Annotated in this window: 24 protein-coding genes; 10 read left to right on the top strand and 14 right to left on the bottom strand. The window is 58.2% G+C overall.

What is annotated here, in order from left to right:
• Positions 1–37 precede the first annotated feature (37 nt).
• Complete coding sequence (locus tag ACYZTZ_RS15715) at positions 38–1,159, top strand: glycosyltransferase 61 family protein (RefSeq protein ID WP_461998887.1); 1,122 nt, start codon at positions 38–40, stop codon at positions 1,157–1,159.
• Between the two features lie 76 nt (positions 1,160–1,235).
• On the opposite strand, the gene ACYZTZ_RS15710 is transcribed toward ACYZTZ_RS15715, so the two are convergent.
• The 6 genes from ACYZTZ_RS15710 to ACYZTZ_RS15685 all read right to left on the bottom strand — a co-directional run bounded on the left by ACYZTZ_RS15710 (position 1,236) and on the right by ACYZTZ_RS15685 (position 7,835).
• Positions 1,236–2,660, bottom strand: coding sequence for an undecaprenyl-phosphate glucose phosphotransferase (locus ACYZTZ_RS15710; protein WP_056743474.1), 1,425 nt, complete (start codon positions 2,658–2,660; stop codon positions 1,236–1,238).
• 405 nt (positions 2,661–3,065) lie between these two features.
• A complete protein-coding gene (locus tag ACYZTZ_RS15705) occupies positions 3,066–4,250 on the bottom strand; it encodes an acetyl-CoA C-acyltransferase family protein (protein WP_461998886.1) in 1,185 nt (394 codons plus the stop codon).
• A 244-nt stretch (positions 4,251–4,494) separates the two neighbouring features.
• A complete protein-coding gene (locus ACYZTZ_RS15700) occupies positions 4,495–5,901 on the bottom strand; it encodes a heavy metal sensor histidine kinase (RefSeq protein ID WP_461998885.1) in 1,407 nt (468 codons plus the stop codon).
• Complete coding sequence (locus tag ACYZTZ_RS15695) at positions 5,898–6,569, bottom strand: heavy metal response regulator transcription factor (protein ID WP_056743466.1); 672 nt, start codon at positions 6,567–6,569, stop codon at positions 5,898–5,900. Before ACYZTZ_RS15695 ends, ACYZTZ_RS15700 begins: the two co-directional genes overlap by 4 nt.
• A gap of 108 nt (positions 6,570–6,677) precedes the next feature.
• A complete protein-coding gene (locus tag ACYZTZ_RS15690; RefSeq protein WP_056743465.1) occupies positions 6,678–6,935 on the bottom strand; it encodes a DUF2790 domain-containing protein in 258 nt (85 codons plus the stop codon).
• Positions 6,936–7,064: 129 nt separating this feature from the next.
• Positions 7,065–7,835, bottom strand: a complete 771-nt coding sequence (locus ACYZTZ_RS15685; RefSeq protein WP_461998884.1) for an alpha/beta hydrolase — start codon at positions 7,833–7,835, stop codon at positions 7,065–7,067.
• A 217-nt stretch (positions 7,836–8,052) separates the two neighbouring features.
• Here ACYZTZ_RS15685 and ACYZTZ_RS15680 point away from each other — a divergent pair, with 217 nt between their 5' ends.
• On the top strand, positions 8,053–8,274 hold the full coding sequence (locus tag ACYZTZ_RS15680) for a hypothetical protein (protein ID WP_461998883.1): 222 nt from the start codon (positions 8,053–8,055) through the stop codon (positions 8,272–8,274).
• An 85-nt stretch (positions 8,275–8,359) separates the two neighbouring features.
• On the opposite strand, the gene ACYZTZ_RS15675 is transcribed toward ACYZTZ_RS15680, so the two are convergent.
• Entirely contained in the window at positions 8,360–9,295 is a 936-nt protein-coding gene (locus tag ACYZTZ_RS15675; protein WP_461998882.1) for a LysR substrate-binding domain-containing protein, read from the bottom strand.
• Between the two features lie 148 nt (positions 9,296–9,443).
• Here ACYZTZ_RS15675 and ACYZTZ_RS15670 point away from each other — a divergent pair, with 148 nt between their 5' ends.
• The 5 genes from ACYZTZ_RS15670 to ACYZTZ_RS15650 all read left to right on the top strand — a co-directional run bounded on the left by ACYZTZ_RS15670 (position 9,444) and on the right by ACYZTZ_RS15650 (position 15,075).
• Positions 9,444–10,745, top strand: coding sequence for an NAD(P)/FAD-dependent oxidoreductase (locus ACYZTZ_RS15670; RefSeq protein WP_461998881.1), 1,302 nt, complete (start codon positions 9,444–9,446; stop codon positions 10,743–10,745).
• 51 nt (positions 10,746–10,796) lie between these two features.
• A complete protein-coding gene (locus ACYZTZ_RS15665) occupies positions 10,797–11,885 on the top strand; it encodes a polyamine ABC transporter substrate-binding protein (RefSeq protein ID WP_461998880.1) in 1,089 nt (362 codons plus the stop codon).
• A 194-nt stretch (positions 11,886–12,079) separates the two neighbouring features.
• Positions 12,080–13,051, top strand: coding sequence for a tripartite tricarboxylate transporter substrate binding protein (locus ACYZTZ_RS15660; protein ID WP_461998879.1), 972 nt, complete (start codon positions 12,080–12,082; stop codon positions 13,049–13,051).
• Positions 13,048–13,542 (top strand): tripartite tricarboxylate transporter TctB family protein, encoded by a 495-nt coding sequence (locus tag ACYZTZ_RS15655; protein ID WP_461998878.1) that lies wholly within the window; start codon positions 13,048–13,050, stop codon positions 13,540–13,542. The genes ACYZTZ_RS15660 and ACYZTZ_RS15655 overlap by 4 nt, the downstream gene beginning before the upstream one ends.
• 24 nt (positions 13,543–13,566) lie before the next feature.
• A complete protein-coding gene (locus ACYZTZ_RS15650; RefSeq protein WP_461998877.1) occupies positions 13,567–15,075 on the top strand; it encodes a tripartite tricarboxylate transporter permease in 1,509 nt (502 codons plus the stop codon).
• Positions 15,076–15,926: 851 nt separating this feature from the next.
• On the opposite strand, the gene ACYZTZ_RS15645 is transcribed toward ACYZTZ_RS15650, so the two are convergent.
• Both ACYZTZ_RS15645 and ACYZTZ_RS15640 read right to left on the bottom strand, forming a co-directional pair.
• Positions 15,927–16,346: an organic hydroperoxide resistance protein gene (locus ACYZTZ_RS15645; protein WP_192409698.1), complete on the bottom strand. Its 420-nt coding sequence runs from the start codon at positions 16,344–16,346 to the stop codon at positions 15,927–15,929.
• Positions 16,347–16,554: 208 nt separating this feature from the next.
• Complete coding sequence (locus tag ACYZTZ_RS15640) at positions 16,555–17,040, bottom strand: MaoC family dehydratase (RefSeq protein ID WP_461998876.1); 486 nt, start codon at positions 17,038–17,040, stop codon at positions 16,555–16,557.
• Between the two features lie 189 nt (positions 17,041–17,229).
• On the opposite strand from ACYZTZ_RS15640, the gene ACYZTZ_RS15635 reads away from it, so the two are divergent.
• Both ACYZTZ_RS15635 and ACYZTZ_RS15630 read left to right on the top strand, forming a co-directional pair.
• Positions 17,230–17,847: a LysE family translocator gene (locus ACYZTZ_RS15635; RefSeq protein ID WP_461998875.1), complete on the top strand. Its 618-nt coding sequence runs from the start codon at positions 17,230–17,232 to the stop codon at positions 17,845–17,847.
• A 77-nt stretch (positions 17,848–17,924) separates the two neighbouring features.
• On the top strand, positions 17,925–18,728 hold the full coding sequence (locus ACYZTZ_RS15630; protein WP_461998874.1) for a helix-turn-helix transcriptional regulator: 804 nt from the start codon (positions 17,925–17,927) through the stop codon (positions 18,726–18,728).
• 98 nt (positions 18,729–18,826) lie between these two features.
• Here ACYZTZ_RS15630 and msrA read toward each other — a convergent pair whose 3' ends face one another.
• Entirely contained in the window at positions 18,827–19,333 is a 507-nt protein-coding gene (msrA, locus tag ACYZTZ_RS15625; RefSeq protein ID WP_046049025.1) for a peptide-methionine (S)-S-oxide reductase MsrA, read from the bottom strand.
• A gap of 79 nt (positions 19,334–19,412) precedes the next feature.
• The gene (locus ACYZTZ_RS15620) at positions 19,413–19,814 is read right to left on the bottom strand and encodes a GFA family protein (RefSeq protein WP_461998873.1); all 402 of its coding nucleotides are present in this window, start codon (positions 19,812–19,814) and stop codon (positions 19,413–19,415) included.
• Between the two features lie 137 nt (positions 19,815–19,951).
• Here ACYZTZ_RS15620 and ACYZTZ_RS15615 point away from each other — a divergent pair, with 137 nt between their 5' ends.
• Positions 19,952–20,512: a nucleotidyltransferase family protein gene (locus ACYZTZ_RS15615; protein ID WP_461998872.1), complete on the top strand. Its 561-nt coding sequence runs from the start codon at positions 19,952–19,954 to the stop codon at positions 20,510–20,512.
• Here ACYZTZ_RS15615 and ACYZTZ_RS15610 read toward each other — a convergent pair.
• The 3 genes from ACYZTZ_RS15610 to ACYZTZ_RS15600 all read right to left on the bottom strand — a co-directional run bounded on the left by ACYZTZ_RS15610 (position 20,421) and on the right by ACYZTZ_RS15600 (position 22,347).
• On the bottom strand, positions 20,421–21,104 hold the full coding sequence (locus ACYZTZ_RS15610) for a helix-turn-helix transcriptional regulator (RefSeq protein WP_461998871.1): 684 nt from the start codon (positions 21,102–21,104) through the stop codon (positions 20,421–20,423). The two genes, ACYZTZ_RS15615 and ACYZTZ_RS15610, sit on opposite strands and share 92 nt — an antisense overlap.
• Positions 21,105–21,123: 19 nt before the next feature.
• Positions 21,124–21,753, bottom strand: a complete 630-nt coding sequence (locus tag ACYZTZ_RS15605) for a hypothetical protein (RefSeq protein WP_461998870.1) — start codon at positions 21,751–21,753, stop codon at positions 21,124–21,126.
• Positions 21,754–21,915: 162 nt separating this feature from the next.
• Entirely contained in the window at positions 21,916–22,347 is a 432-nt protein-coding gene (locus ACYZTZ_RS15600; protein WP_461998868.1) for a nuclear transport factor 2 family protein, read from the bottom strand.
• Positions 22,348–22,579 lie beyond the last annotated feature (232 nt).

Raw genomic sequence — 22,579 nt, 5'->3', positions numbered from 1 at the left:
CGCTGTTTCGGTATAACCACATTACGATGGGGGGCATATGTCGAAATTTAACGCATTGACGAGTGGCGGCCAATCAAAGTGGAGCCTTGCTGCGTATAAACACATTCTTAAAACGCGACTTATACGGAAGCCGTCGTTAACGCTGCAAAGCCTGGCCGTGAAAACGTGGGAAATTGCTCCAGGCGAAATCTCAATTGCTCCGCCCGCTTTTTTCCTTCCCAATCAACTCGAACGTGTGACGGGATGGGCAGGGGAGCTTTTTTATCCTTACGAGCATCCCCGTCGCACAATGGAAGGAGTGGGCAGTGTTGAACATGGGCCAACACGAGGCTACCTGCTTAAAGATGTCTGGTTAATTGATGGCACTCTTTACAAAGGTAATGCCAAGTCTTCGTTGTCGCCTAGATCTGGATGGTTACCAAAGATTCGCGTAGAAAACGAAATTGATCGCGGTGCGATGTTTTGTACGGCGGGAGGGAATAAATGGTTTGGCTCGTGGTTAATGGATGATTGTATAACCTATCCAATAGCCTGCGAGGAAGGCGTTCCGGTGACCACGGCAGTGTCTGCCAACCTTGTGTCCACCGTTACGACCTGCATACTTCACGCCCCCGGCTATGAGGACTGGCTTGGTATGACGCCGGTTCGTTTGCGCGATGCATTTTTTCGTGAGCTCGTTATCTTTGACGACCTAAGTCAAAATCGACATAAGCACCTGCGTTTTCGGGCGATGGGTGAAAAGTTACTCTCGCACGTAAAAGTTTGCGATCACCCAGGCGTGTTCGTTTTGCGAGGTGGCACGGGAGAATTGCGATTGTTACGCAATGAATTGGAACTTGCCGAGCGTCTGCGTGACCGCAGGGGGTTTCGGATTATCGATCCTGCAACATCCGACGTTCCGACTATCGTGGCGGCCTGTGCCGGTGCAAGAACAGTGGTAGGGATTGAAGGGAGTCATCTAATACACGGCGTTAATGTACTCCAGCCGGGTGGTTCGCTGCTGGTTTTGCAGCCCCCTAATCGCTTCCTCTGTTTTTTCAAATATCTAACGGATCGTGATCACCAAAACTTTGGCTTTGTGGTCGGTACGCAAGAGGGCAATGGCTTCAGGATCGATCCCGATGAGGTTGAGCGGACGCTGGATCTATTTCCGGCATAACAGCTTCTTCAGGTTTCTGGATATCTGAATTCATGCCGGGGCAGGAAGCCACCCCGGTATTTTGGGTAATGTCAGCTTAGTAGGCATGCTTACCGGAGAAGGCAAACACCGTTCGTACAAGGATGACGAAATCGAGCCATAGCGACCAGTTGTTGATGTATTCAATGTCCGAGTCAACACGCCGAATCATCTGATCTATATCCCTCGTTTCACCACGATAGCCACGCACCTGAGCCAGGCCTGTGATGCCCGGTTTAATGTTGTGACGCGCAAAGTAGCCCGAGACGTCGGGCGAGTACTGCACATCGTGTTGAATAGCGTGCGGGCGAGGCCCCACCAGAGACATTTCCCCCATCAAAACGTTGAACAACTGCGGTAGTTCATCGAGGCTGGTTCGCCGAATAAAGGCTCCCACCCTGGTCATGCGCGGGTCATTCTTTTGCGCCTGTTTGACGATGCCGTCTTCCGGCTGATGGACGACCATGCTTCTGAACTTCCAGATCCGAAAAGCTTCTCCACTCCACCCCATGCGCTGCTGACGAAAGAATATGGGGCCGGGGCTATCGAGCTTGATGGCAATGGCGACGGCTACCAGGACTGGCGCTGCAAGAACCAAAATGAGAAAGGCGAGGACTTTGTCCTCAAGGTTCTTCAGAAACAGACGCATCCCCATCAGCGGAGTTTCAGACAAGGTCAGCACGGGAATGCCGGCAATCTCGCGAACACTGTGGTTGATCAGGCGCAACGAGAAAATATCAGGCACCCAGTTAACAGAGATGTGTTTATCGAACAGCCTTAAATAAACATCCTGGATGACCTCTGAGCCACCCAGAGGGGTCACGAAATAGACGGTACGAATGGCATGTTTAACAACTAACTCATCAAGGTCGGAGATATCGCCCAGTATCGACAGACGTTGCGCGCCTTCCAGACTTTCCTTTCCCCGATCATCGTCCGCGCCAATCAACACACAGCCGACTATGCGCTCACCGAGCCAGGGATTATTGCTGATTTTCTTGTGAAGATAGCTGGCCAGTTCGCCCGAGCCAATGATGAGCGAGTTTTCCAATTGAGTCGGGTGGGCCAAAAACTTCTTCTGCATCTCGCGTGTCGCGAGGTGCAAAAGCAACTGAGCAAAATATCCAACAACAAATAACTGCCCAACCAATAAACGTGAGTACTGTTCGCTTTGCTTGGTAAGAAAGGCCATGGCAACGAGAAAGCCAAACGTGGCAGTCCACGCTTTCAAAAGCTTGAAGGCTTTGACGGTAAAAACAACATTGCTGCGGTAAATAGCATAGTGGTCGTACACGACGGCCAACGCCCCCAGCAGCAACAGGAGCAGGATGACATAGGACTGCGTTATGAAGCCGATATGATAATTGATCAAAAACCACGCAACGCCGGTCACCGCAACACAATCGAGACCAGCCTGAATAACGATACTGGTACTGCTTCTTCGCTGGAGAACGGAACGGGTACTGTTGGGCTCAAATATCATATTTAGACCTCATGTCTGCTGCCCCTCGCGCTCGATGATGACGCGATTCAGTTCATGCTGCCCTCGCTTGAGAGCGTTGTCGTCACCGTGATTAGCCACCCACCTTCGAAAATTACAGGCTTTGGGAGCATGTGGCGACGCGTGCTATCACTTTAGCAGTACTGTGAAATCATTCACTGAATCTGCGTAGTCCTGAGTAGTTTAGTAGAACCTCAGGGCCTGAAAAAATGAAGCCCATCGAGATACCGACCGGCCTGCAGCGGGGGCGTCCGCTGTGTCAGCAGCAAGGTCGTGCCTGGTCAGCCTTCGGGATTGTTCGCAGGGAGTCTGATTGCATTGCGCACTGATTCCATCGGGGTAAAACGAAACGGCGCCCATAATGGGCGCCGTCTTCGTTTGGGTCGATCAGACGCGTTCGAACAACACGGCGATGCCTTGGCCGCCGCCGATGCACATGGTAGCCAGGGCATAACGACCCTGAACACGGTGCAGTTCGTGAATCGCCTTGGTGGCGATAATCGCACCGGTCGCGCCGACTGGATGCCCCAGCGAGATCCCCGAACCGTTGGGGTTGACCTTCTCCGGGTCGAAGCCCAGTTCCTGCGCCACGGCGCACGCCTGGGCCGCGAATGCTTCGTTGGACTCGATGACATCCAGGTCGGCAACGGTCAGGCCGGCGCGTTTGAGGACCAGGCGGGTGGCGGGAATCGGTCCCAACCCCATCAGCTCTGGCTCCACACCGGCGTGGGCATAACCGACCAGTCGTGCGATGGGCTTGAGGCCTTGGTCAAGAACCATCTGACCCGTGGCCATGATCAGTGCTCCGGCACCATCATTGAGGCCGGATGCGTTGCCGGCGGTGACGCTGCCGTCTTTTTTGAAGGCCGGTTTCATCTTGCCCAGTTGCTCGGCATTGACCTCGGCGCGGACATGCTCGTCCGTCGCAAACGTCACGGTACCTTTGCGGGAGGCCACTTCGATCGGCACGATCTGGTCGGTAAACCGCCCTTCAGCAATCGCCCGGGCCGCTCGTTGCTGGCTGAGCAGCGCCAACTCATCCTGAGCCTGACGAGTGATGCCATAGCGCTCGGCGATATTTTCCGCAGTAATGCCCATGTGGTAACCGCCAAACGGGTCTTGCAGAGCGCCGAGCACGTAGTCGATGGCTTGCATATCACCCATGCGTGCGCCCCAGCGCGCCTGCGGCAAGATATAGGCCCCGCGGCTCATGGACTCGACGCCACCCGCCAGCGCAGCCCCGGCATCCCCCAACATCAAACTTTGAGCGGCACTGACAATGGCCTGCAAACCAGAACCGCAGAGGCGGTTGACGTTGAAGGCGGGCGTCTCTTTCGGCAGGCCGGCATTCATCGCCACGGCACGAGAGATGTAGGCGTCACGGGCTTCCGTCGGGATCACATGCCCCATCACCACGTGACCGATGTGTTCAGGCGCCAGCCCCGAACGCTCAATGGCGGCGCGGCAAACGTCAGTGGCCAGTTGGATAGGCGGCACATCTTTGAGCGAACCGCCAAAGCTGCCGATAGCCGAGCGGACGGCGCTGATAACAAAAATGTCGGATGGGTTCATGCGGGTTCCCCTGGATTCGATTGCGTTTCAGTATTTTTATTGAGGGCGAGTCTAGAGTCGGCAACGTTATTGGCCTATGCCGAAACTGCTCAAGGGCGCTGGTGTTTTTTGCCATTTCAATTGAAGTAGATATTAGATCCACCTGAACAGGTCGAAAGCGCAAAAGGTAAAAAAACCGGAGCAAGCCCGGACTTACCTGATCGTTCCCACGCGGAGTGTGGGACGATCAGTGGGTGCCGGGACATCATTCATCCAATTGCCGCGCCGGAAAGAACAGCTCGAAGCACGTGATGCCTTCGCTGCTGCTAACACTGTAAGCCCCATTGTGCAGCTGCATGATCGTCGCCACGATCGACAGGCCCAGGCCGTTGGAGTGGGCCGAGCGTTCGCGAGATTCGTCGACGCGGTAGAAACGCTCGAACAGTCTGGGCAAGTGTTCGGCGGGGATGGTCTGGCCGTGGTTGCGCACTTGCAGGCGGATGCCGTCGGCCGCGGGTGTGGCGCGGATGAACAGCTCGGAGTCAGGCGCACCGTATTTGATCGCGTTGGCGCAAAGGTTGGCCAGGGCGCGGCGTAGCAACATCGGTTCGGCCCAGATCACTCCGCTGCCCCGGGCATCGATGCTGATCCCGACATCCGCCGCCAGCCCTTCGAAATAGTCGGCCATGCGTTCCATTTCATCGGCTGCATCCAGTTCCTGCCGTTGGCGCAAAGCACTGGCCGGGTCGGTGCGGGCCAGAAACAGCATGTTGTCGAGCATCCGCGCCAGGCGCTCCAGCTCTTCGACGTTGGAGGCGAGCAGTTGCTGATAGGCCTCAATGCTGCGGTTTTGCTGCAGGGCGACCTGGGTTTCGCCGAGCAGGTTGTTGATCGGCGTGCGCAGTTCATGGGCCATGTCGGTCGACACCTGACCCAGTTGTACGAAGCCCTTGCCGAGACGGTCGAGCATTGCGTTGAACGCTTCGATCATCGGCAGCAGTTCCCGCGGTGCACCCTGGCTGTCGAGGCGCTCGGTGAGGTTGCCGACGCCGATGCCTTGGGCGTGTCGGGCCAGGCGTCGCACAGGCAAGAGCCCGCGATGCACCAGCAGATAGCCGGACAGGGCCAGTAGAATCGCCGCCACGCTGGCGAAGAGGTACACGTTGAGTCGGTAGCGGGCGAGGACCGCGGTGCGCTCGGTCATCAGGCGCCCGGTGACCACTTGCAGGCTGCCCAGATCGCCGGAGTCGATGGTCGCCGCCAGCGCTGCGAAGGGCACGCCGTCCACACTTGGGTAATGCTGCACGTCGGCCAGCGCCAACGGATGGTCCATGGCCACCGGCGCCAGTGACGGCACGGCGAGGTTTCCCGGGTTGACCACCAGCAAGGGTTTTTGTCCGGGGGCGCCGATGGTCAGCAGTGCCTCGCGATTGCCGAGCATGTTCTGGAACAGCGCCGGTTTGGTCTTGATCAGATCCAGCGTGTTGCTGTCGTTGAGGAAGGTGCGCAGTTGATCGATGCGGTTCACCAGGGCGGCGTCGTCGCGACGAATCAGCTCGCGTTCCAGATCCCGGGACAACGCCACACCCAGGAGGGTCAGCGAGACAAAGGCGAGCAAGGCAAACACCAGGGCCAGGCGCAGCGTCAACGAGTGGCGAAGGCGTGAGGTCATGGTTGAGTATCGAAGCGGTAGCCGATACCGCGCACGCTGTGAATCAACTTGAGTTGGAACGGGTCGTCGATTTTTAGCCGCAGGCGCCGCACCGCGACATCCACGACGTTGGTGTCACTGTCGAAATTCATGTCCCAGACTCGCGAAGCGATCATCGAGCGCGACAGAACCTGGCCCTGGTGCGCGGCGAACAGATGCAGCAGGGCGAACTCCTTGTTGGTCAGGGTGATCCGCACGCCGGCACGGGTGATGCGGCGTTTGAGCACGTCGATTTGCAGGTCGGCGACTTGCAACTGTTCTTCTTCCCGGGTGGGACCGCGCCGGGTCAGGGTGCGCAGGCGCGCCACCAGTTCGGCGAAGGAAAACGGTTTGATCAGGTAATCGTCGGCGCCCAGTTCCAGGCCCTTGATGCGGTCGGCGATGTCATCGCGGGCCGTGAGAAACAGCACCGGGGTATCGGCTTCCTTGCGCAAGCGGCGCAGGACTTCCCAGCCATCCATTTTCGGCATCATGACGTCCAGCACAATGACGTCGAAATCGTTCTCCAGCGCCAGGTGCAAGCCATCGGCGCCATCGCGGGCCAGGCTGACGGAGTAGCCGAGTTCCTGCAGGCCGTTGAGCAGGTAATTACCTGCTTTGGGTTCGTCTTCGACTACGAGGATGTTCATGGGGTCTGCCTGGTTCGGTGTCGGCAACATACAGGTCGCGGCGGCGGGCTACAGAGGTCAGCCAGTGGCGCCAGTGTAGCCCGATCCTCCGTGAGTACAGGCGTCTGATCAATTGTCACCAATGCAACCCATGCCCTGGACCTGGTAATCCAGCACGTGCTTGCGACCCTGATGGTCGAGGTAAATCAGCTGCTCGGGGACGATGCCGCATTCTTGCGAGATGATATTGCTGGACAGGTCTTTGGCGATGTCCAGGTGGACGAAGAAACCGGTCTTGTCGTGGATGACAGGTTCGGTGGTCTGGGTAGCGGCAAACGCCGAACCGGTGGCGAGGAGAGCAGCAACACCGAGGATTAACATTTTCATGATGATTCCCTCTATTCAGGGGCAGGTTGGCTGCCGATGGGTTGCCTGGCAGTGAACTCAGGTTAACCAGGCGATCCGCACAGCCGACCCACAGTGGAATGACAATTTTGTAATGAAACGGCGTCGACGTTACGGTTGGCGACCAGCGGCTTCGAGGATCAGGTCAGCGATTTCTTTGGAGTGGGAGACCAAAGACAGGTGACTCGACGGCAGCTCGATGGTGGTCGCGTTCATGCGTTTGGCGAGGAAGCGTTCCAGGTCCGGGTTGATGGTCTGGTCCTGGCTGGAGACCGCGTACCACGACGGCTTGGTGTGCCAGGCGGCGGCGGTGGTGCGGTCGGTGAACAGGGTTTTGGCGATCGGTTGCTGGACTGCAAACAGTTCCATCGCCTTGTCGTGGGGCACGTCGCTGGCGAAGTATTTGAGGAAGGCGTCTTGCTTCAGGCTGATGAAACCATCGTGCTCCTCGGTGCCGGCGCGCACGGGCATGGTCGGGTACTTGGCCGACAGCGCGACGAAGTCCTCGCCGGCGTCCGGTGCCCGGGCTGCGACGTAAACCAGCGAGCTGACGTTTGGATTGATCCCGGCTTCACTGACCACGGTGCCGGCGTAGGAGTGGCCGACCAGTACGGTCGGACCGTCTTGCTGATCGAGCACGCGTTGGGTGGCGGCAACGTCGTCGGCGACCGAGGTCAACGGGTTTTGCACCGCCGTGACGTGCAAGCCAGCGGCCTGCAACCGGGTGATCACGTCCGACCAGCTCGAGCCATCGGCCCAGGAACCGTGCACCAGCACGACGTTGTTGGCCTTGACCTGCGCGATGTTGCTGGCCATGGCGGAACCGGTGCCCAGCATCAACAGGCTGGTGGCGATCAGGCAGAATTTACTCATTGCTTTCATGGTGTCGACCCTTGTCATCAGTGGGAGGTGTGTCACCCGCGGTAGGTGACTGACGACGCCACTGTATGAAGCTAGGGTGCTGGCGACGCTGACAACTCAATGACAAGTTTGTAATGCACGGCGCGCCCGTCTTTATGCGTGCCTGCCGTATGTCGGGAGCGAGGAACGCCACCCATGAAAAAACTTCAAAACGAAGACTGTCTTTGGGAGTTTGAGCATGAGTGATGATCAAAAGAGCGAAGCCCTGGCGGCCTGGTATCAGCTCCTGAAAGTGCCCGAAATCCGGATGGATGCCGAAGAGCAATATGACGCGTTGCTCAAGGCTGCCGATGAGATGGAGCGCACCGGACTCATCAACAGCGCTGAATGGCGCAGGTTGGTTCAAGAGGCGAGCGCTGCTTTTGCCAATGCGACTGAAGGGCTAGGGCGCGGGGCATAGACATCCAGTTTTGTTTTTGCGATTTTTGGTGTCTGAGCGGACGCCATCGCGAGCAGGCTCGCTCCCACATTGGATCTAGCCACAACTAAGATCCTTGTGGGAGCGAGCTTGTCTCCGGGCGGCGATCCGACGATGGCTGTTCGGCCTGTTGGGTGAACCACTGCATGATCAGCGAACAGGCTGGATGAGCGGCGGCGGAAGGTTGCAGGTTCAAGGCGTAAATGCCGCGGGTCTTCAAGGGGTGGCCGAACGGAACGACGAGCACGCCGCGTTCGAGTGATTCGCCTGCCAGGGTCAGGTCAGTCATGGCGACCCCCAGCCCTCGCGCCGCCGCATCGAGCGCCAACTCGTCGAGGTTGAAGGGGATGTGGCGGTAGTCCTCGAGTGACTGGCCGTCATTGGCTTGCAGCCACCGGAACCAGTCATGTTTGTCCGCCGAACGATGCAACAGCGGGAAACGCACGAGGTCGGCCACCGACTCCAACGGTTGGGTCGTGCTACCCAGGCCTGGGGCGCACACCGGCACCAGCGCCTCCTCGAACAACGTCAGGCAGTCAGGATCGCGGGACGGCTCTGGCAGATAGAGGATGTAGGCGTCGCTGTCGATGGCCGGTTCCACCACTTCCGTGGCCACGGTTTCGATCGACAGCGAAACCTGCGGATGACTTCGATAGAACTCGCTCAACTTTGGCAGCAACCATCGAACCGCCAGCGACACATGCATGCGTATGCGGAAGGGGCGTTTTTGCGGCGTCAGCCGATCTTCAAGGGTTTTCAGTTGCGCCAGGATACTTCGGGCGGTCGCAAGCACCTGCTCGCCTTCCGGTGTCAGTCGAACGCTGCGGCTATTCCTCACGAACATCGGCAAGTCGAAGTGGCTCTCCAACTGCTGGATTTTTCGGCTCACTGCGCTTTGGGTCAGGCACAGCTTTTGCGCCGCTTGCGTGAAGCTGCCCGAGCCTGCGACCTCGACCAGCGCCTGCAAGGCCTGGAGAGAAGGAACGTGGTGAATTTTATCCATGCGTTTTTTGAATAGCTCGATGATTTTATAACGTTGGTTGTATCACTACAGGCCTTATAGATTCTAGCTCTAGCCAGCGCCAGCCGGAAATACTCATGCGATGACGTCATGTGCGGTGCTTGCAGAACGACAGGTAATGAGGTGATGCATGACCAATGTATGTGGCTGGATTGCGCAGGCGGGGAGTTCTCCCGCTCGCGATGCTCTCAAAGGCACACAAAAAGCCGATTGGCTGATTGTCGGCGCCGGTATCACCGGGCTGTGCGCCGCTCACACACTCGCTGAAATGCACCCTCAGGCGCGGATCGTGATTGTCGACAGACAACGGGCGGCGCAGGGCGCCTCGGCGCGCAATTCCGGTTTCGTGGTGGGACACGAACATCCTGCCAAAGATGAGTTGATCGGCAACCCCGGGTTCGCCGGTTTTGAAGTCGATACCTCGATTTCCCGTGCCGCCAGTGACGAAGTACGCCAGCGCATTGCGCGTCTCGATATCGAATGTGAATTCAGGGAGTCGGGCTACTACTTCGCCGTCAACGATCCCGGCAAGTTGACCGATGTCGCGGCCAAACTGGCAACGCTACGCGCTGTCGGCGCCTCTGCGCATTTTCTGGAAGGTGAACCGCTGAGCAAACAACTGGGCACCGCGCATTACCAGGCCGCGATCTGGTGCGGTAATGGCAACGCACTGCTGCAACCGGCGAAATACGTGAAGGGCCTGCTGGATACGCTGCCGGCCAACGTGACCCTGTTTGAGAATACCGATATCACCGGCCTGGAGCGTTTGGGCAAAGGGCGTATTCGCGCCAATGGCGCCGAGGGAAGCATCGAGGCCAGGCAAGTCCTGGTGTGCCTGAACGCGTTCATTCCGCGCTCAGGGATAGAGGACAGCGGGACGTTCCCGATGGAACTCAGCGCCAGCCTGACACGGCCGCTCACCGACGCCGAGTTCAAGTCCATCGGCGCGGTTGAGCCTTGGGGCGTGCTGTCCACCCGGCCCTTGGGCGCCACGGTGCGACTGACCCCGGACCGCCGCGTGATGATCCGCAACACGGCGGAATACCGTTCTCGGGATTTATCCGACAGTGAGCTGCTGCATCGGCGCAAACATCATGTGCTCGGCTTGCAACGACGCTTCCCGTTCTTGAGCGAGCAGGACATTCAATACACCTGGACCGGACACTTGAGCGCTTCGCGCACCGGGCAACCCTATTTTTCCAAGGTCGACGAAGGTGTGTTTGCGGTGGCCGGCTGCAACGGTTCGGGCGTCGCACGCGGCACCCTTTGGGGACGCTTGCTCGCCGAACTGGCATCGGGTGACAGCTCGCCCATCCTCGAATCAGTGATGCGCAGAGCCGCGCCGGGCTGGCTGCCGCCGCGCCCCTTGCTCGATATCGGTGCCATGCTTCGAATGCGCGTGGAGGCGGTCAGGGCCAAAACAGAAATCTAGAACACCCGGCGATCAAACAATAAAAACTCATCAAACACTCGGTGATTGAACATGCGCGTCAATAACATTTCCCTGATGGTCGTGCTGACGACGTTGTCGGCAGCCACTTACGCCGACGAAGTCGTCAATATTTCAAACTGGAACGGCTACATCGCCGACGACACCTTGACCACGTTCACCAAGGAAACGGGGATCAAGGCAACGTACGACATTCACGACAGCAACGAAGTGCTCGAATCCAAACTGATGACCGGCAATACCGGCTATGACGTGGTGAGCCCTTCAAACCATTTTCTGTCCCGATTGATCAAAGCCGGGGCGGTGCAGAAACTCGATAAAAGCCAGCTACCCAACTGGAAAAACCTTGACCCGGCGCTGATGAAAAAACTCGAGGTCAATGATCCGGGCAACCAGTACGGTTATCCGTACATGTGGGGTACGGCGGGTATTGGTTACAACGTCGAGAAGATCAAGGCGATTTTTGGCAACACCGATGTCACCCATTCCTGGAAACTGTTTTTTGATGAAGACAACATCAAGAAGCTGAGTCAGTGCGGCGTGGCGATTATCGATAACCCTACGCAGATCCTGCCGATCACCCTGAATTACCTGGGGCTTCCACCGCATAGCCACGAGCCGGCGGATTACAAGAAAGCCGAGCAGGCGCTGCTCAAAATCAGACCTTACGTCCAGTATTTCCACGCCTCCAAGTACATCAGCGACCTGGCGAACGGCAATGTCTGCGCGGTGATCGGTTTTAATGGCGACATCGTGCAGGCGGCCGCCAGCGCCAAGGAAGCCAACAACGGCATCGACATCGCCTATTCGATCCCTGACGAAGGTTCCACGCTGTGGTTCGACATGGTGGTCATGCCCAAGAGTGCGCCGCACGAGAAGAATGGCTACGCCTACATGAACTACCTGCTGACACCTCAAGTCATTGCCAACATCAGCAACAGTATCCATTACGCCAACCCCAACCTTGCGGCGGATCAGTATGTTGTTCCGGCCGTGAAGCAGGACCTGGCGATTTACCCGCCGACACGTGTGTTGGACAAGTTGTTTACCGTCGAGGAACTTCCCGCGGCCATCGCACGGTTGACGACCCGCCTGTGGACCAAGTTGAAAACCAACACATAACTTCGGGCACTCAGGCAATCGGCGATAATTCGCGGAAAGTGTCCAGGTCTTATTCCAAGAGATTCTTTGTTGTATGTCATGGCCCTAACCATGGCCTACGCTTATCCCGAGATGGATATTCATTGATCAGGGTTTGCTCCCTGATCGACGTCCAACGGGTGCCCATAAAAACAAAAAGTCTCGGGAGAAAACGCATGTTCGCTTTGTTTAGTCGATTCAGCCGCTACATGGCAGTAGGAATGACCGCTGCCGCACTCGCGACACCGGCCCTTGCGCTGGACACCGTCAAGTTCATGGCCCCGGGTTCTGTGGGTGGCGGTTATGACCAGACCGCCAGGGTCCTGGGCAAAGCTTTGATCGAGGCCAACACGGCCAAATCCACCACCTTCGAGAACAAGGGCGGAGCAGGGGGGACATTGGGGCTGGCGCAGTTCGCCAACAGCACCAAGGGCGATCCGAATGCGCTGCTGGTTGTCGGTGCGATCATGGTCACTGCCATCGAACAGAACAAGCCACAAATCACCTTGAAGGACGTGACGCCGATTGCTCGGCTGTTTACCGAATACAACGTGATTGCCGTCCGCAAGGAATCCGAGTTCCAAACTCTGGAGGACTTGCTGAAAGTCTTCAAGGACAAGCCGACCAGTATTTCCTGGGGCGGTGGCTCCAAGGGGTCGATCGATCACATCGGTATTGCCGAGTTGGCCGCGAAAATGGGTGTCCCGGTCAACAAGGTGAATTACGTCGCCTTCGCGGGTGGGGGTGAAGTCGTTGCTCAGGCATTGGGCGGGCAGATCAAGGTGATCACCGGTGGCTATGCCGAGCTTGGCCAATACATCAGGAACGGCCAGTTCCGAGTACTTGCCATCGGCGCGCCAGAACGCATTGAAGGCATCGATGCACCGACCCTGAAAGAGAAAGGCTACGACGTGACCATCGGCAATTGGCGTGGTGTTTACGGTGCCGCGAACCTCACGCCCGAGCAGCGCAAAGAAGTGATCGACGCCGTCGTTGCCGCCACCAACAGCAAAGTCTGGAAAGAAAATATCGACACCAACAAATGGTCACCCAACGTCCTGACTGGCGATGAGTTCGGCAAATTCGTCGACGAAGAGCATGTGCGGCTGCGTGCAATGCTGGTCGAGGTCGGGCTGGTTTCGAAATGACCCAGCCTCGCGCAATCGTGCCGGTGCAACTGGCGATTGGCGTCGGAGTGATTGCCATCAGCGCCGTGTTGGCGGTGGGCGCATTCCGGTTTCCTCCCGAGATGGGCTTCGTCATCCTGGGAGCCCACGTCTATCCGTACGCCGTCTCGGTGTTCCTGGGCGTCGTCGGTCTGTTGCTGTGCTATCAGGCCGTCACCGGCGGTTTCCGCGAGCTGGCAGACCACGATGACGAAGCGGCCCAAGCGCTGCCCGGCGGCAAATCCGGCGCAGCCTGGGTGACGGCGGGGCTTGTGGGGGTGGCCGTGCTGATTAACCTCATCGGGTTCGTATTGGCCGCCGGGCTGCTGTTTGCCTGTTCGGCGCGGGGGTTTGGCAGTCGGCGTCCGGTGCGCGATCTTGCCATCGGTATTGCCTTGACCCTGCCGATTTACTGGCTGTTCAACGCCGGGCTAGGGGTTTCCCTGCCGCCCCTTGTCAACGCCTGGATCTGACCCGGGCTGAAGGAGGTAAACAAGGTGGAAACTCTCGCGAACCTGGCCATTGGTTTTTCTGCTGCGCTGACACCGATCAATTTGATGTGGGGCTTTATCGGCTGTTTGCTCGGCACCGCCATTGGGGTTTTGCCGGGTATTGGGCCGGCGCTGACCGTTGCGTTGCTGCTGCCGATCACCGCCAAGGTCGATCCTACGGGCGCCTTGATCATGTTCGCCGGTATCTATTACGGCGCGCAGTTTGGCGGCTCGACCACTTCCATCCTGCTCAATACGCCCGGTGAGTCGTCCTCCATGGTCACGGCGCTGGAAGGTAATCTCATGGCGCGCAACGGCCGGGCAGGACCGGCCCTGGCAACGGCCGCGATAGGGTCATTTGTTGCCGGCACCATCGCGACGGTGTTGCTGACGTTGTTTGCCCCTGTTGTTGCCACACTGGCGCTCAAGTTTGGTCCTGCGGAGTATTTCGCGATTCTGGTGCTGTCCTTCACGACGGTATCTGCGGTCCTCGGCGCTTCAATGCTGCGCGGTTTTGCCTCGCTCGGGATTGGACTGACCATCGGCTTGATCGGCCTGGACTCGACCTCGGGCATTGCCCGCTACACCTTGGCGGTACCGGAGTTGGTGGATGGCATTGAAGTCGTGCTCGTCGCGGTCGGTTTGTTTGCCGTGGGTGAGTCCTTGTACAGCCTGCTTTATCAAAAAGAAGAAGCGTCCGGTCGGCACCGCTTGACCTCGTTGTGGATGACGCGCGCTGACTGGAAGCGTTCGGTCCCCGCCTGGCTACGGGGCACATTGATCGGTTTTCCATTCGGGTCGATTCCGGCCGGTGGCGCTGAAATTCCGACGTTCCTGTCCTATTCGGCGGAACGCAAATTGAGCAAGTACCCGAAAGAGTTTGCGGGCAGCAAGGGCGAGGGGGCGATCGAGGGGGTTGCCGGTCCCGAGGCGGCCAACAACGCGAGCGCGACGGGTTCTTTGGTGCCACTGCTGACGCTCGGCATACCGACGTCCGCCACGGCGGCGATTCTGTTGGCCGCGTTCCAGAACTACAACCTGCAACCGGGGCCGATGCTCTTCCAGACGTCGGGAGAACTGGTCTGGACCCTGGTGGCTTCGCTGTATGTCGGCAACGTGATTCTGCTGGTGCTGAATCTTCCGTTGGTGGGGCTGTGGGTCAAGCTCCTGCAGATTCCCCGGCCGTACCTGAACGCCGGCATTCTGGTGTTTGCCACCATTGGCGTGTACGGCATGCGTCACTCTTCCTTCGATCTTTTGCTGATGTTGGCGATTGGTTGGGGCGGGGTGCTGATGCGTCGTTTCGATTTTCCCGTCGCCCCGGTGATCGTCGGCATGCTGCTGGGGCCGATGGCTGAAAAACAGCTGCGCAACGCCTTGTCCATCAGCGAGGGAGACTGGCTGGTGTTTGTGACGCAACCGATATCGGCCGCGTTCCTCGCGCTGACGCTGCTGGTGCTGGTGGTTCCGCACCTGCTTCACGCTCGCGGCATCAAGTTGCATGAGGACGATTGAGCGGATTGGCCAGCGCAGCCTGCCGGGCTGTGTTTTGTTTTTTGTGTGTATATCCGTTTCTGCGGTCACGGCGGCTATCGGTTTCGCTTTTACAGCGAGTCACTTGGAAGAGCCCCAAGTAACCAAGGGCTCTTGCCCCTGACGTTCGGTGCCTCGCCTAGGCTCGGCATGCCCTCGCTCCGGTCCTGCTCCGTGGGCCCGCCGCCATCGGCCATCCATGGCCGGGGGCGGCTAACCCGGCATCCATGCCGGGTTGCCCACTGCGCAGAACCTCCACTCGGCCTCTCGATGGGGCGGTGCATCAAGATCAAAAGCTGCAGGCGAGCTAACGCTCGGCCTGTTGAGTGGTGAGAAGCGAAAGTTGTTGATCGTTCCCACGCTCCGCGTGGGAATGCCGCCGGGGACGCTCCGCGTTCCGCTGTCGACGCAAGACTTAAGTCCTACGCACTGGTGACGCGGAGCGTCACGGGATGCATTCCCACGCAGAGCGTGGGAACGATCAGTGGGTGCCGGGAGCTGTTGATCTTGTTTTGGCTTTGGATTTTGATCTTGATCTGCTTGCCCCTTTCCCAGAGGCCGAACGCAGGCGTTGCGCAGGGGGCACCGCGGCAAGGATGCCGCGGTAGCCGCCCCCGGCCATGGATGGCCGATGGCGGCGGGCCCCCGGAGCAATGCCGGAGTGAGGGCATGCCGAGCCTAGGCGAGGCACCGAATGGAGGGGCAAGAGCCCTTGGTTACTTGGGGCTTTTCCAAGTGACTCGCTGTAAAAGCGAAACCGTAATCAGCCATCACCGCAGAAACGGATATGTACCCCGATCTTAAGTGAACAGCGTCGCACGGAGTGCTTTGGGTTAAACCAGATTGATCGTAACGTCGATGTTGCCACGGGTCGCCTTCGAGTACGGGCACCGCTGGTGGGCGCCATCCACCACCGCCCGAGCGACAGCAGGGTCCAGACCCGGAAGACTGACATTGAGGCGCGCCTGGAGGAAAAAGGCGTCCTCGGTCTTGCCCAGGTCCACTTCGGCATCGACGGCGACGTCGCTCGGCAGGGTCACCTTCAACGCGACAGCCGCCTTACCCATTGCACCGATGAAACAGGCCGACCAACCTGCCGCCAGCAGCTGTTCGGGATTGGTGCCACTCCCTGACGAGCCAGGCGCGGAAAGTTTGATGTCCAAACGTCCATCGTCGCTTCGTGACTCGCCGTTACGGCCTCCGGTCGTGTGGGTCTTGCCGGTGTAAAGCACGGTATCGATTTCATTGATCATGAGGTGGCTCCTGCTGGGGTGTTGGGCTCTTTAGCCTGGGTTCATCGGAGAACGCCAGGTGTTCGACGCCGCCCACTTTTTCACCTTCATGTACTGCGTATGTGTCCTGATTCAGTGGTTGTGTATCGCTGTGTAAGATCGCCCGCGAAAATACACAGCGATACAAATCTTCGGGCTATCTGATGCGTTACCGATACGTGTTCAGCCGTCATTCGCGAGGGGCCGTTACACCGTTTGTGGGATCACCTTCGTGCAACATCTGCGTCAGGATTTCCCGCTCCTTCACGCCCGGCACGACGCCGCTGGTTTGTGCTTCCAGGACGATGATGTCGTCCTCGTTGGTCATCGTGATAGCCGCCGTGGCGCGGTCCTTTTCATCGATGTCTGTGATCACCCAATGACAGGTGATGGTGTCGCCGGCATACACGGGCTTCTTGAACTGGAACGTCATACCTGAAGCCAGCCAGCCGATCTGCCCACCGATTTCGGTGAACAGGCTGGCCGTCAGCAGGCCATGGGAAACCGGTGCCCTGAAGCCGCGGGCCTCGGCGAAACGTGCATCGAAATGCACGGGATTGTAGTCGCGGGAAATGTTGGCGAAGCGTTGAATGTCTTGCTCACTGAAGCGGCGGGATACCGTGAAGCTGTCGCCTACTTGCAGCCCTTTGGCGGCGCGCTGTCTGAAGCTGATCACTGAATAATCCTTTTGTTGATGAGACGCTCTCAACCGGAAAAACCGATGAGCGTGCTCAATCAATAAGTGGGTTATTACCAGGCGTCAACCCACTCATTCACCACCCACAAACGTACAAGCCAAGCGTCAGGCTGCCTGCGTAGACTCCAACGATTCGTACCGCGTTTCTGGGTTAATTACAGGCAAGTCATGGACATTTTTCTCTACGCCTTCAGCGTGATGTACAGCCCGGGGCCGGTCAATTTCATGGCGCTGAATGCCGGGCTGACAGGTAGATTTCGGCGTTCCCTGGGCTTCTTCGTCGGCGTGGGCTGCGCGTTGCTGGTGCTGTTCATCCTCTTCGGCTACACCGGTGAAGCGATTATTTCCCAGGGGGCGCTGCCTTATATTTCCCTGATCGGCGGTCTCTATACGCTCTATCTCGCCTACCAGGTCTATACCGCAACGACGGTGGTGCCGGGGGAGGGCCGCGAGCCTACAGTAGCGGCGCAGAAGACACTGACGTTCTGGAACGGATTTTTGATTCAGGTGCTGAACCCCAAAGGCATCATGGTGGTGTTGCCGATCACCAGCGTCATGTTGCCGGCGGCGCACATTACCGGTGCCTCCATCGCGATCGTCTCTGCGCTGCTGGCGATCGCCGGCGGCGGGGCGCCGGGTGTCTATTCACTGTTGGGCGCCATCCTCGGTCGGCGAATTACCCGTGAGTCTTACTTCACGGTGTTCAATCGTCTGATGGGCTTGGCGCTGGTGGTCTGTGCTTTCTTCATGTTCCACGCGTTCTACCTGCACGTTCAGGCGACATGAACCGGCTCGAGCTACGTGTCGATTCGTCGTGTTATGGTTTCGAAGGTACCTATCTGCAATCGCACCGGTGCGCCACCATGCAAGATCACCCTTCGCAAAGAGACTGGGTCAGACATGCTCCCCAGACTTCGAAGCTTGAGCGGTTCGAAGCGTTCTTCTGCGCGCACGCCTTCGACCCGCATCGGCACGACACGTACGCAATCGGTCGAACCGTCGCCGGCGTGCACCGTTTCAATTACCGGGGTGAGTCGAAACTGTGTCTGCCCGGTGAAACCATGATCGTGCATCCAGACGAATTACATGATGGTTGCGCAGGCTCCGAGGCGGGTTTCCGTTATCGCGGCGTGTACGTACCGCCATCCCTGGTCCAGCAGACTGTAAAGGGCAAGCCGCTACCGTTTTTCAAGGCGGGCGTCACCGGGGATCCGCGCCTGGCCGCTGCGGCCGATGTGCTGCTCGATACGCTGGGTGACGAACTGGATTCGCTGGCGGAAGACGACGCCCTCTACACCTTCGTGACGACCCTGGCGGAACTCGCGGGCAAGCCTCCCGGCCGGACAGCCCACCACTTCGCCGCTGCGGTGCGAGCCCGCGAGTACATTGACGACAACCTTGATCGGCCGATCACCCTCGACGACCTGGCCGATTGCGCCGGGCGGGATCGCTGGAGCCTGTCGAATGACTTTCGTGTGTTCTTCGGCACCAGTCCGCACCGCTATCTCACGCTGCGGCGCCTGGACCGAGTGAAAGCGCTCACCCAAGCGGGGCTGGCGCTGTCGGATGCGGCGATCGAGGCAGGTTTTTTCGATCAAAGCCACATGTCCAGGCACTTCAAGAAGGCCTTCGGTATTTCGCCTTCGCGCTGGTGTAACCCCGCGTAAACGCTCGACCACTGACCCAATGCGTTGCGCCGCCGAGATTCGTGCGCAATTTCATGGCTGGGCAAGACAGCATTCAGTCTGCGCTTCTGGCCGTACCATCACGCTCGTTTAGGCAGTTTCCAGTTTGGCCGAATGAAATGGCACGTGTAGCCGTTGGGGTAGTGTTCGAGGTAGTCCTGATGTTCCGGCTCTGCCTCCCAGAATGGACCTGCGGGCACGATTTCAGTGACGACCTTGTCGGGCCACAAGCCAGATGCATCAGCGTCGGCTACCGTGTCCTCGGCCACCTGCTTCTGTTCATCGTTGAGATAGAAGAGTGCCGACCGGTAGCTCATACCCACATCGTTGCCCTGACGATTCGTCGTCGTCGGGTCGTGGATCTGGAAGAAAAACTCGAGGATCTGGCGATAGCTGATCTGGTCCGGATCGAACACGATCTCGATCGCTTCCGCATGCGTGCCATGGTTGCGGTAAGTGGCATTGGGCACATCGCCGCCCGAGTATCCCACCCGCGTGGACACTACGCCGGGGTAACGTCTCAGCAAATCCTGCATGCCCCAGAAGCAGCCACCGGCCAGGATCGCAGTTTCAGTTCGCGTCGTCATAGTACGGTCCCTCCCATCAGTGAATTTGGGATCAGGTATCAATGTACCTCATGTGCTTTCACTTTTTGGCCGAAAGCGCTCACTCGGTCCGCGGCCACCGATCCTCGATTGCGTACCACGGCGCTTTCGATGCAACGCACACGTGTTTCTGTTTTTCACTCAGAAACGGTGTATCCAGCGTGCCTATCGCCACTGACACCCAGTCCGAATACTCACCTTTGGAATCAGACCAGAACAGCGAAGAGCCGCAGTCGCCACAGAACTGTCGGACGACGCCTTCAGACGAGTGAAAGGTTTTGAGCGTCTCGACATCCGCAATGATCGTAATCGCCGACCTGGGCGCACTTGCATACGTTGCGAACGCTGCCCCGTGGCTCTTGCGGCATTGGCTGCAATGGCAATGGGTAACCGCTTTCAGCTCAGCGGCCACTCCATATTTCACTGCGCCGCACAGGCAACTTCCTTGGTGAAGTGCATCCATGTTCATCGTTTCTCAGGTGTCGGTCGCGTCACTGTAGCGGTCTGCCGGGTTGAGTGAAACCCAAGTGCCCGGTCTTCCGTCAGGCGGTTTTAATGTATCGTCAGCCCCCAGGATTTGATGCATCCCATGGAGAGAGCATGACGTTAACCGCTGAAACGTTGATTGAGATCGCGATGGCCAATCCGGCAAACGCGGAGATTGCCCGGCGCTTGCCTTCACTCGGCCTGGACCAATGCCTGTTGACGGCGGGCTGCCTTTTTCAGGCGGTCTGGAATCATCAAGCCGGGCTTCCAGTTGCTTGGGGCATCAAGGATTACGACGTTTTCTACTTTGATGAAGACGTGTCGTGGGAGGCCGAAAATGAAGTCATCGTTGCCGCCCGGAAGCTCTTTCACGACCTCGACGAAAACATCGAAATCAAGAACCAGGCACGGGTTCACCTTTGGTACGGTCAGCGATTCGGCAGGGCTTATCCCAAGCTTCAGTCGGCAAAGGATGGCATCGATCGGTATCTGATTGCGGGGACGTGTATCGGTCTGGATGTGGTGACCGGCGAGGTGTATGCGCCTTACGGTTTGAGCGATGTCGAAGAAGGGCTTTTACGGATCAATCCGGTGAATCATCAGCCCGATCTGTTCGATCAGAAGGCCCGGAGTTATCAGGCTCGCTGGCCTTTTCTACGACTGGTCGCAGTTTGAATCGACAGACATTTCCGCCACGGACCATGCACTCCGTGTGATCGACTTCACCTCCGCCTAACGCTCCGATCAAGGCCAGGTCCAGTTCGCAGACCACCGGGTGGGCCGCGGCCAGGCGGTGGAAGACGCAATTATGCGCGACGATTTCCTTGTCGTCGGACGAGCGAAAAAACACTTCTGCTTCGTATCCCGCCTGGTTCATGTGCTGCACGATCCTGGCTTCGTCAACCACCTGAGGTTCGCGGTCCTGGGCCAGTTTTCGGCCCATGCTGCGCATCAGCGAAGCCAGAGCATCGTGGCCGATGATGTCGGCCACTTCCTCGATCAGCACACTGGCCAGCATCTGGTATTGGCGAGGGAACTGCTCCCGCGCATGGTCGGTAAGCTGATACAGCTGCTCTGGCCGCCGGCCCGTCGGACGGGTTTCGCCGCGCAGCACCAAGGCGTCACGCTCCAGTGCCGCCAGATGCTGGCGAACGGCGGTGCGTGTCACCGAAAGATGGTCAGCCAACTCGTCAATGCTCATGCCGCCCGCATGGTGCAGCAGCGCATTGAGCAGGTCCTGCTGTGTACGGCCCAGTCCTTCCAGCATGGTTTGCCCTCGCGCGGAATCAGAATTTGTCCGGGAACTGCTTGACCAGTGCGGCCGTCAGCGCGTCAGCCAGCGACACGATGTGGGTGCGCATCATCTGCCAGGTGCGTGCTTCGCCTGCATAGTCGTGCGCGGCGAGTTCATCGACCTGGGCAACGTGGTGGCCGCCGTGAGCTGACAACATGGCAACCAGCGTGTTTTCAGGCAGGTTGGGGTTGGCTTTGGCCAGAAAGGCCGCAATCGCCTTGGCATTGCTGGTCAAATCCGTGACGGCTGCCTGCTTGCCTTTCGTGTCTTTGGCGACCGTGGCGTCGCTGTAGTGTTTCACCGCGCCCCAGTGACCGGCAAGCAGCTTGAGCAGTTGATCGGCAGCAGGCTGGCCGTAGAGCGGAGCGATGCTGTTGGCGATTTTGGTCGCGTTGTCGACGACCTGGTCAGCGGCGACTTTGGCTTGCTGTTTGTTCGCTGCCTGGTTGGCGACCGCGTAATTTCTGATCCAGAAAATATGCTCGACCCAAAGGTCGCGCAAGGCCAGGCGTGTGGTCAGCGCAGCGCTATCAGCGGAGGCCGGTGCGGCGGGGGGATTCTGACTCCAGACCGGTTGAGCACAGAACGCCAACAGCATTAAAGCCAGGACTTTGATATTCATGACGGCACCCTCTGGTGGTGGGATTGTTCGACAATATCAATTTAAGCATACAAATATGTTTTTATTAGGCCCAAGCCAAACTCGCGGATCAACGGTAGGTAAAAGGGGAGAGTAGGGGACACCGTAGCCTGGTTGACCGATGTCCCCTTCGTTACGCAAGAATCAGAACTTGAACGCTTGTCGACCTACCAGCAACCATTGGCCTTTCTGTTTTTGCCAAATCTGGAAGTTCTCGATTTCGGTCGGAACCACTTCGGTGCCTTTGAGGGCTTGTGCCGAGAAGTGGTGACGGACCAACGCTACGTCACCCGATACGGTGATGGTCTGGTTCTGCATCTCCAGGGTTTTGAAGGCACTTTTGCCGGTTTCGATATCGTCGATGAATGCTTTCTTGTCCTGGATCTTCCCGCTGGAGTGCCCGTAGGTCAGGTTCTCGGCAGTCAGCGCTTTCAGTTCGGCAATGTTCTTGTGCAACATGGCCTGCGTCAGATGATCGACGGCTTGCGCAACATCCTTGTCCGCGGGAGCAGGGGCGGCGGCTACGTAGCCACTGAAGAGGCACAAGAATCCAATCAGCAGTTTCACTTTTTTCATGGGTGTTTCCTTGTTGTTGTGGGTCGTCGGAGCGAGAGTGAAAATATCACTTATCGGTCATCGTACAACCTAGCATGAGACCAAGGAAAAAACGAACTGGCGTTGAGGGCTTGTCTCGAGGTTTAAGGTCGGAACGACGTCCCGAAAAATGAAGGTGAAAACTTTTGGCCAGGAAGCAGAGTTCGTTAGCAAAGACTGCAATTGCTGGGTGTAGTCGGCGCAACTCGCCATT

The organism is Pseudomonas sp. LB3P58 (assembly GCF_054897895.1).
The sequence above is the reverse complement of the archived record's forward strand: the minus strand, read 5'-3'. Positions and strand labels throughout refer to the sequence as shown.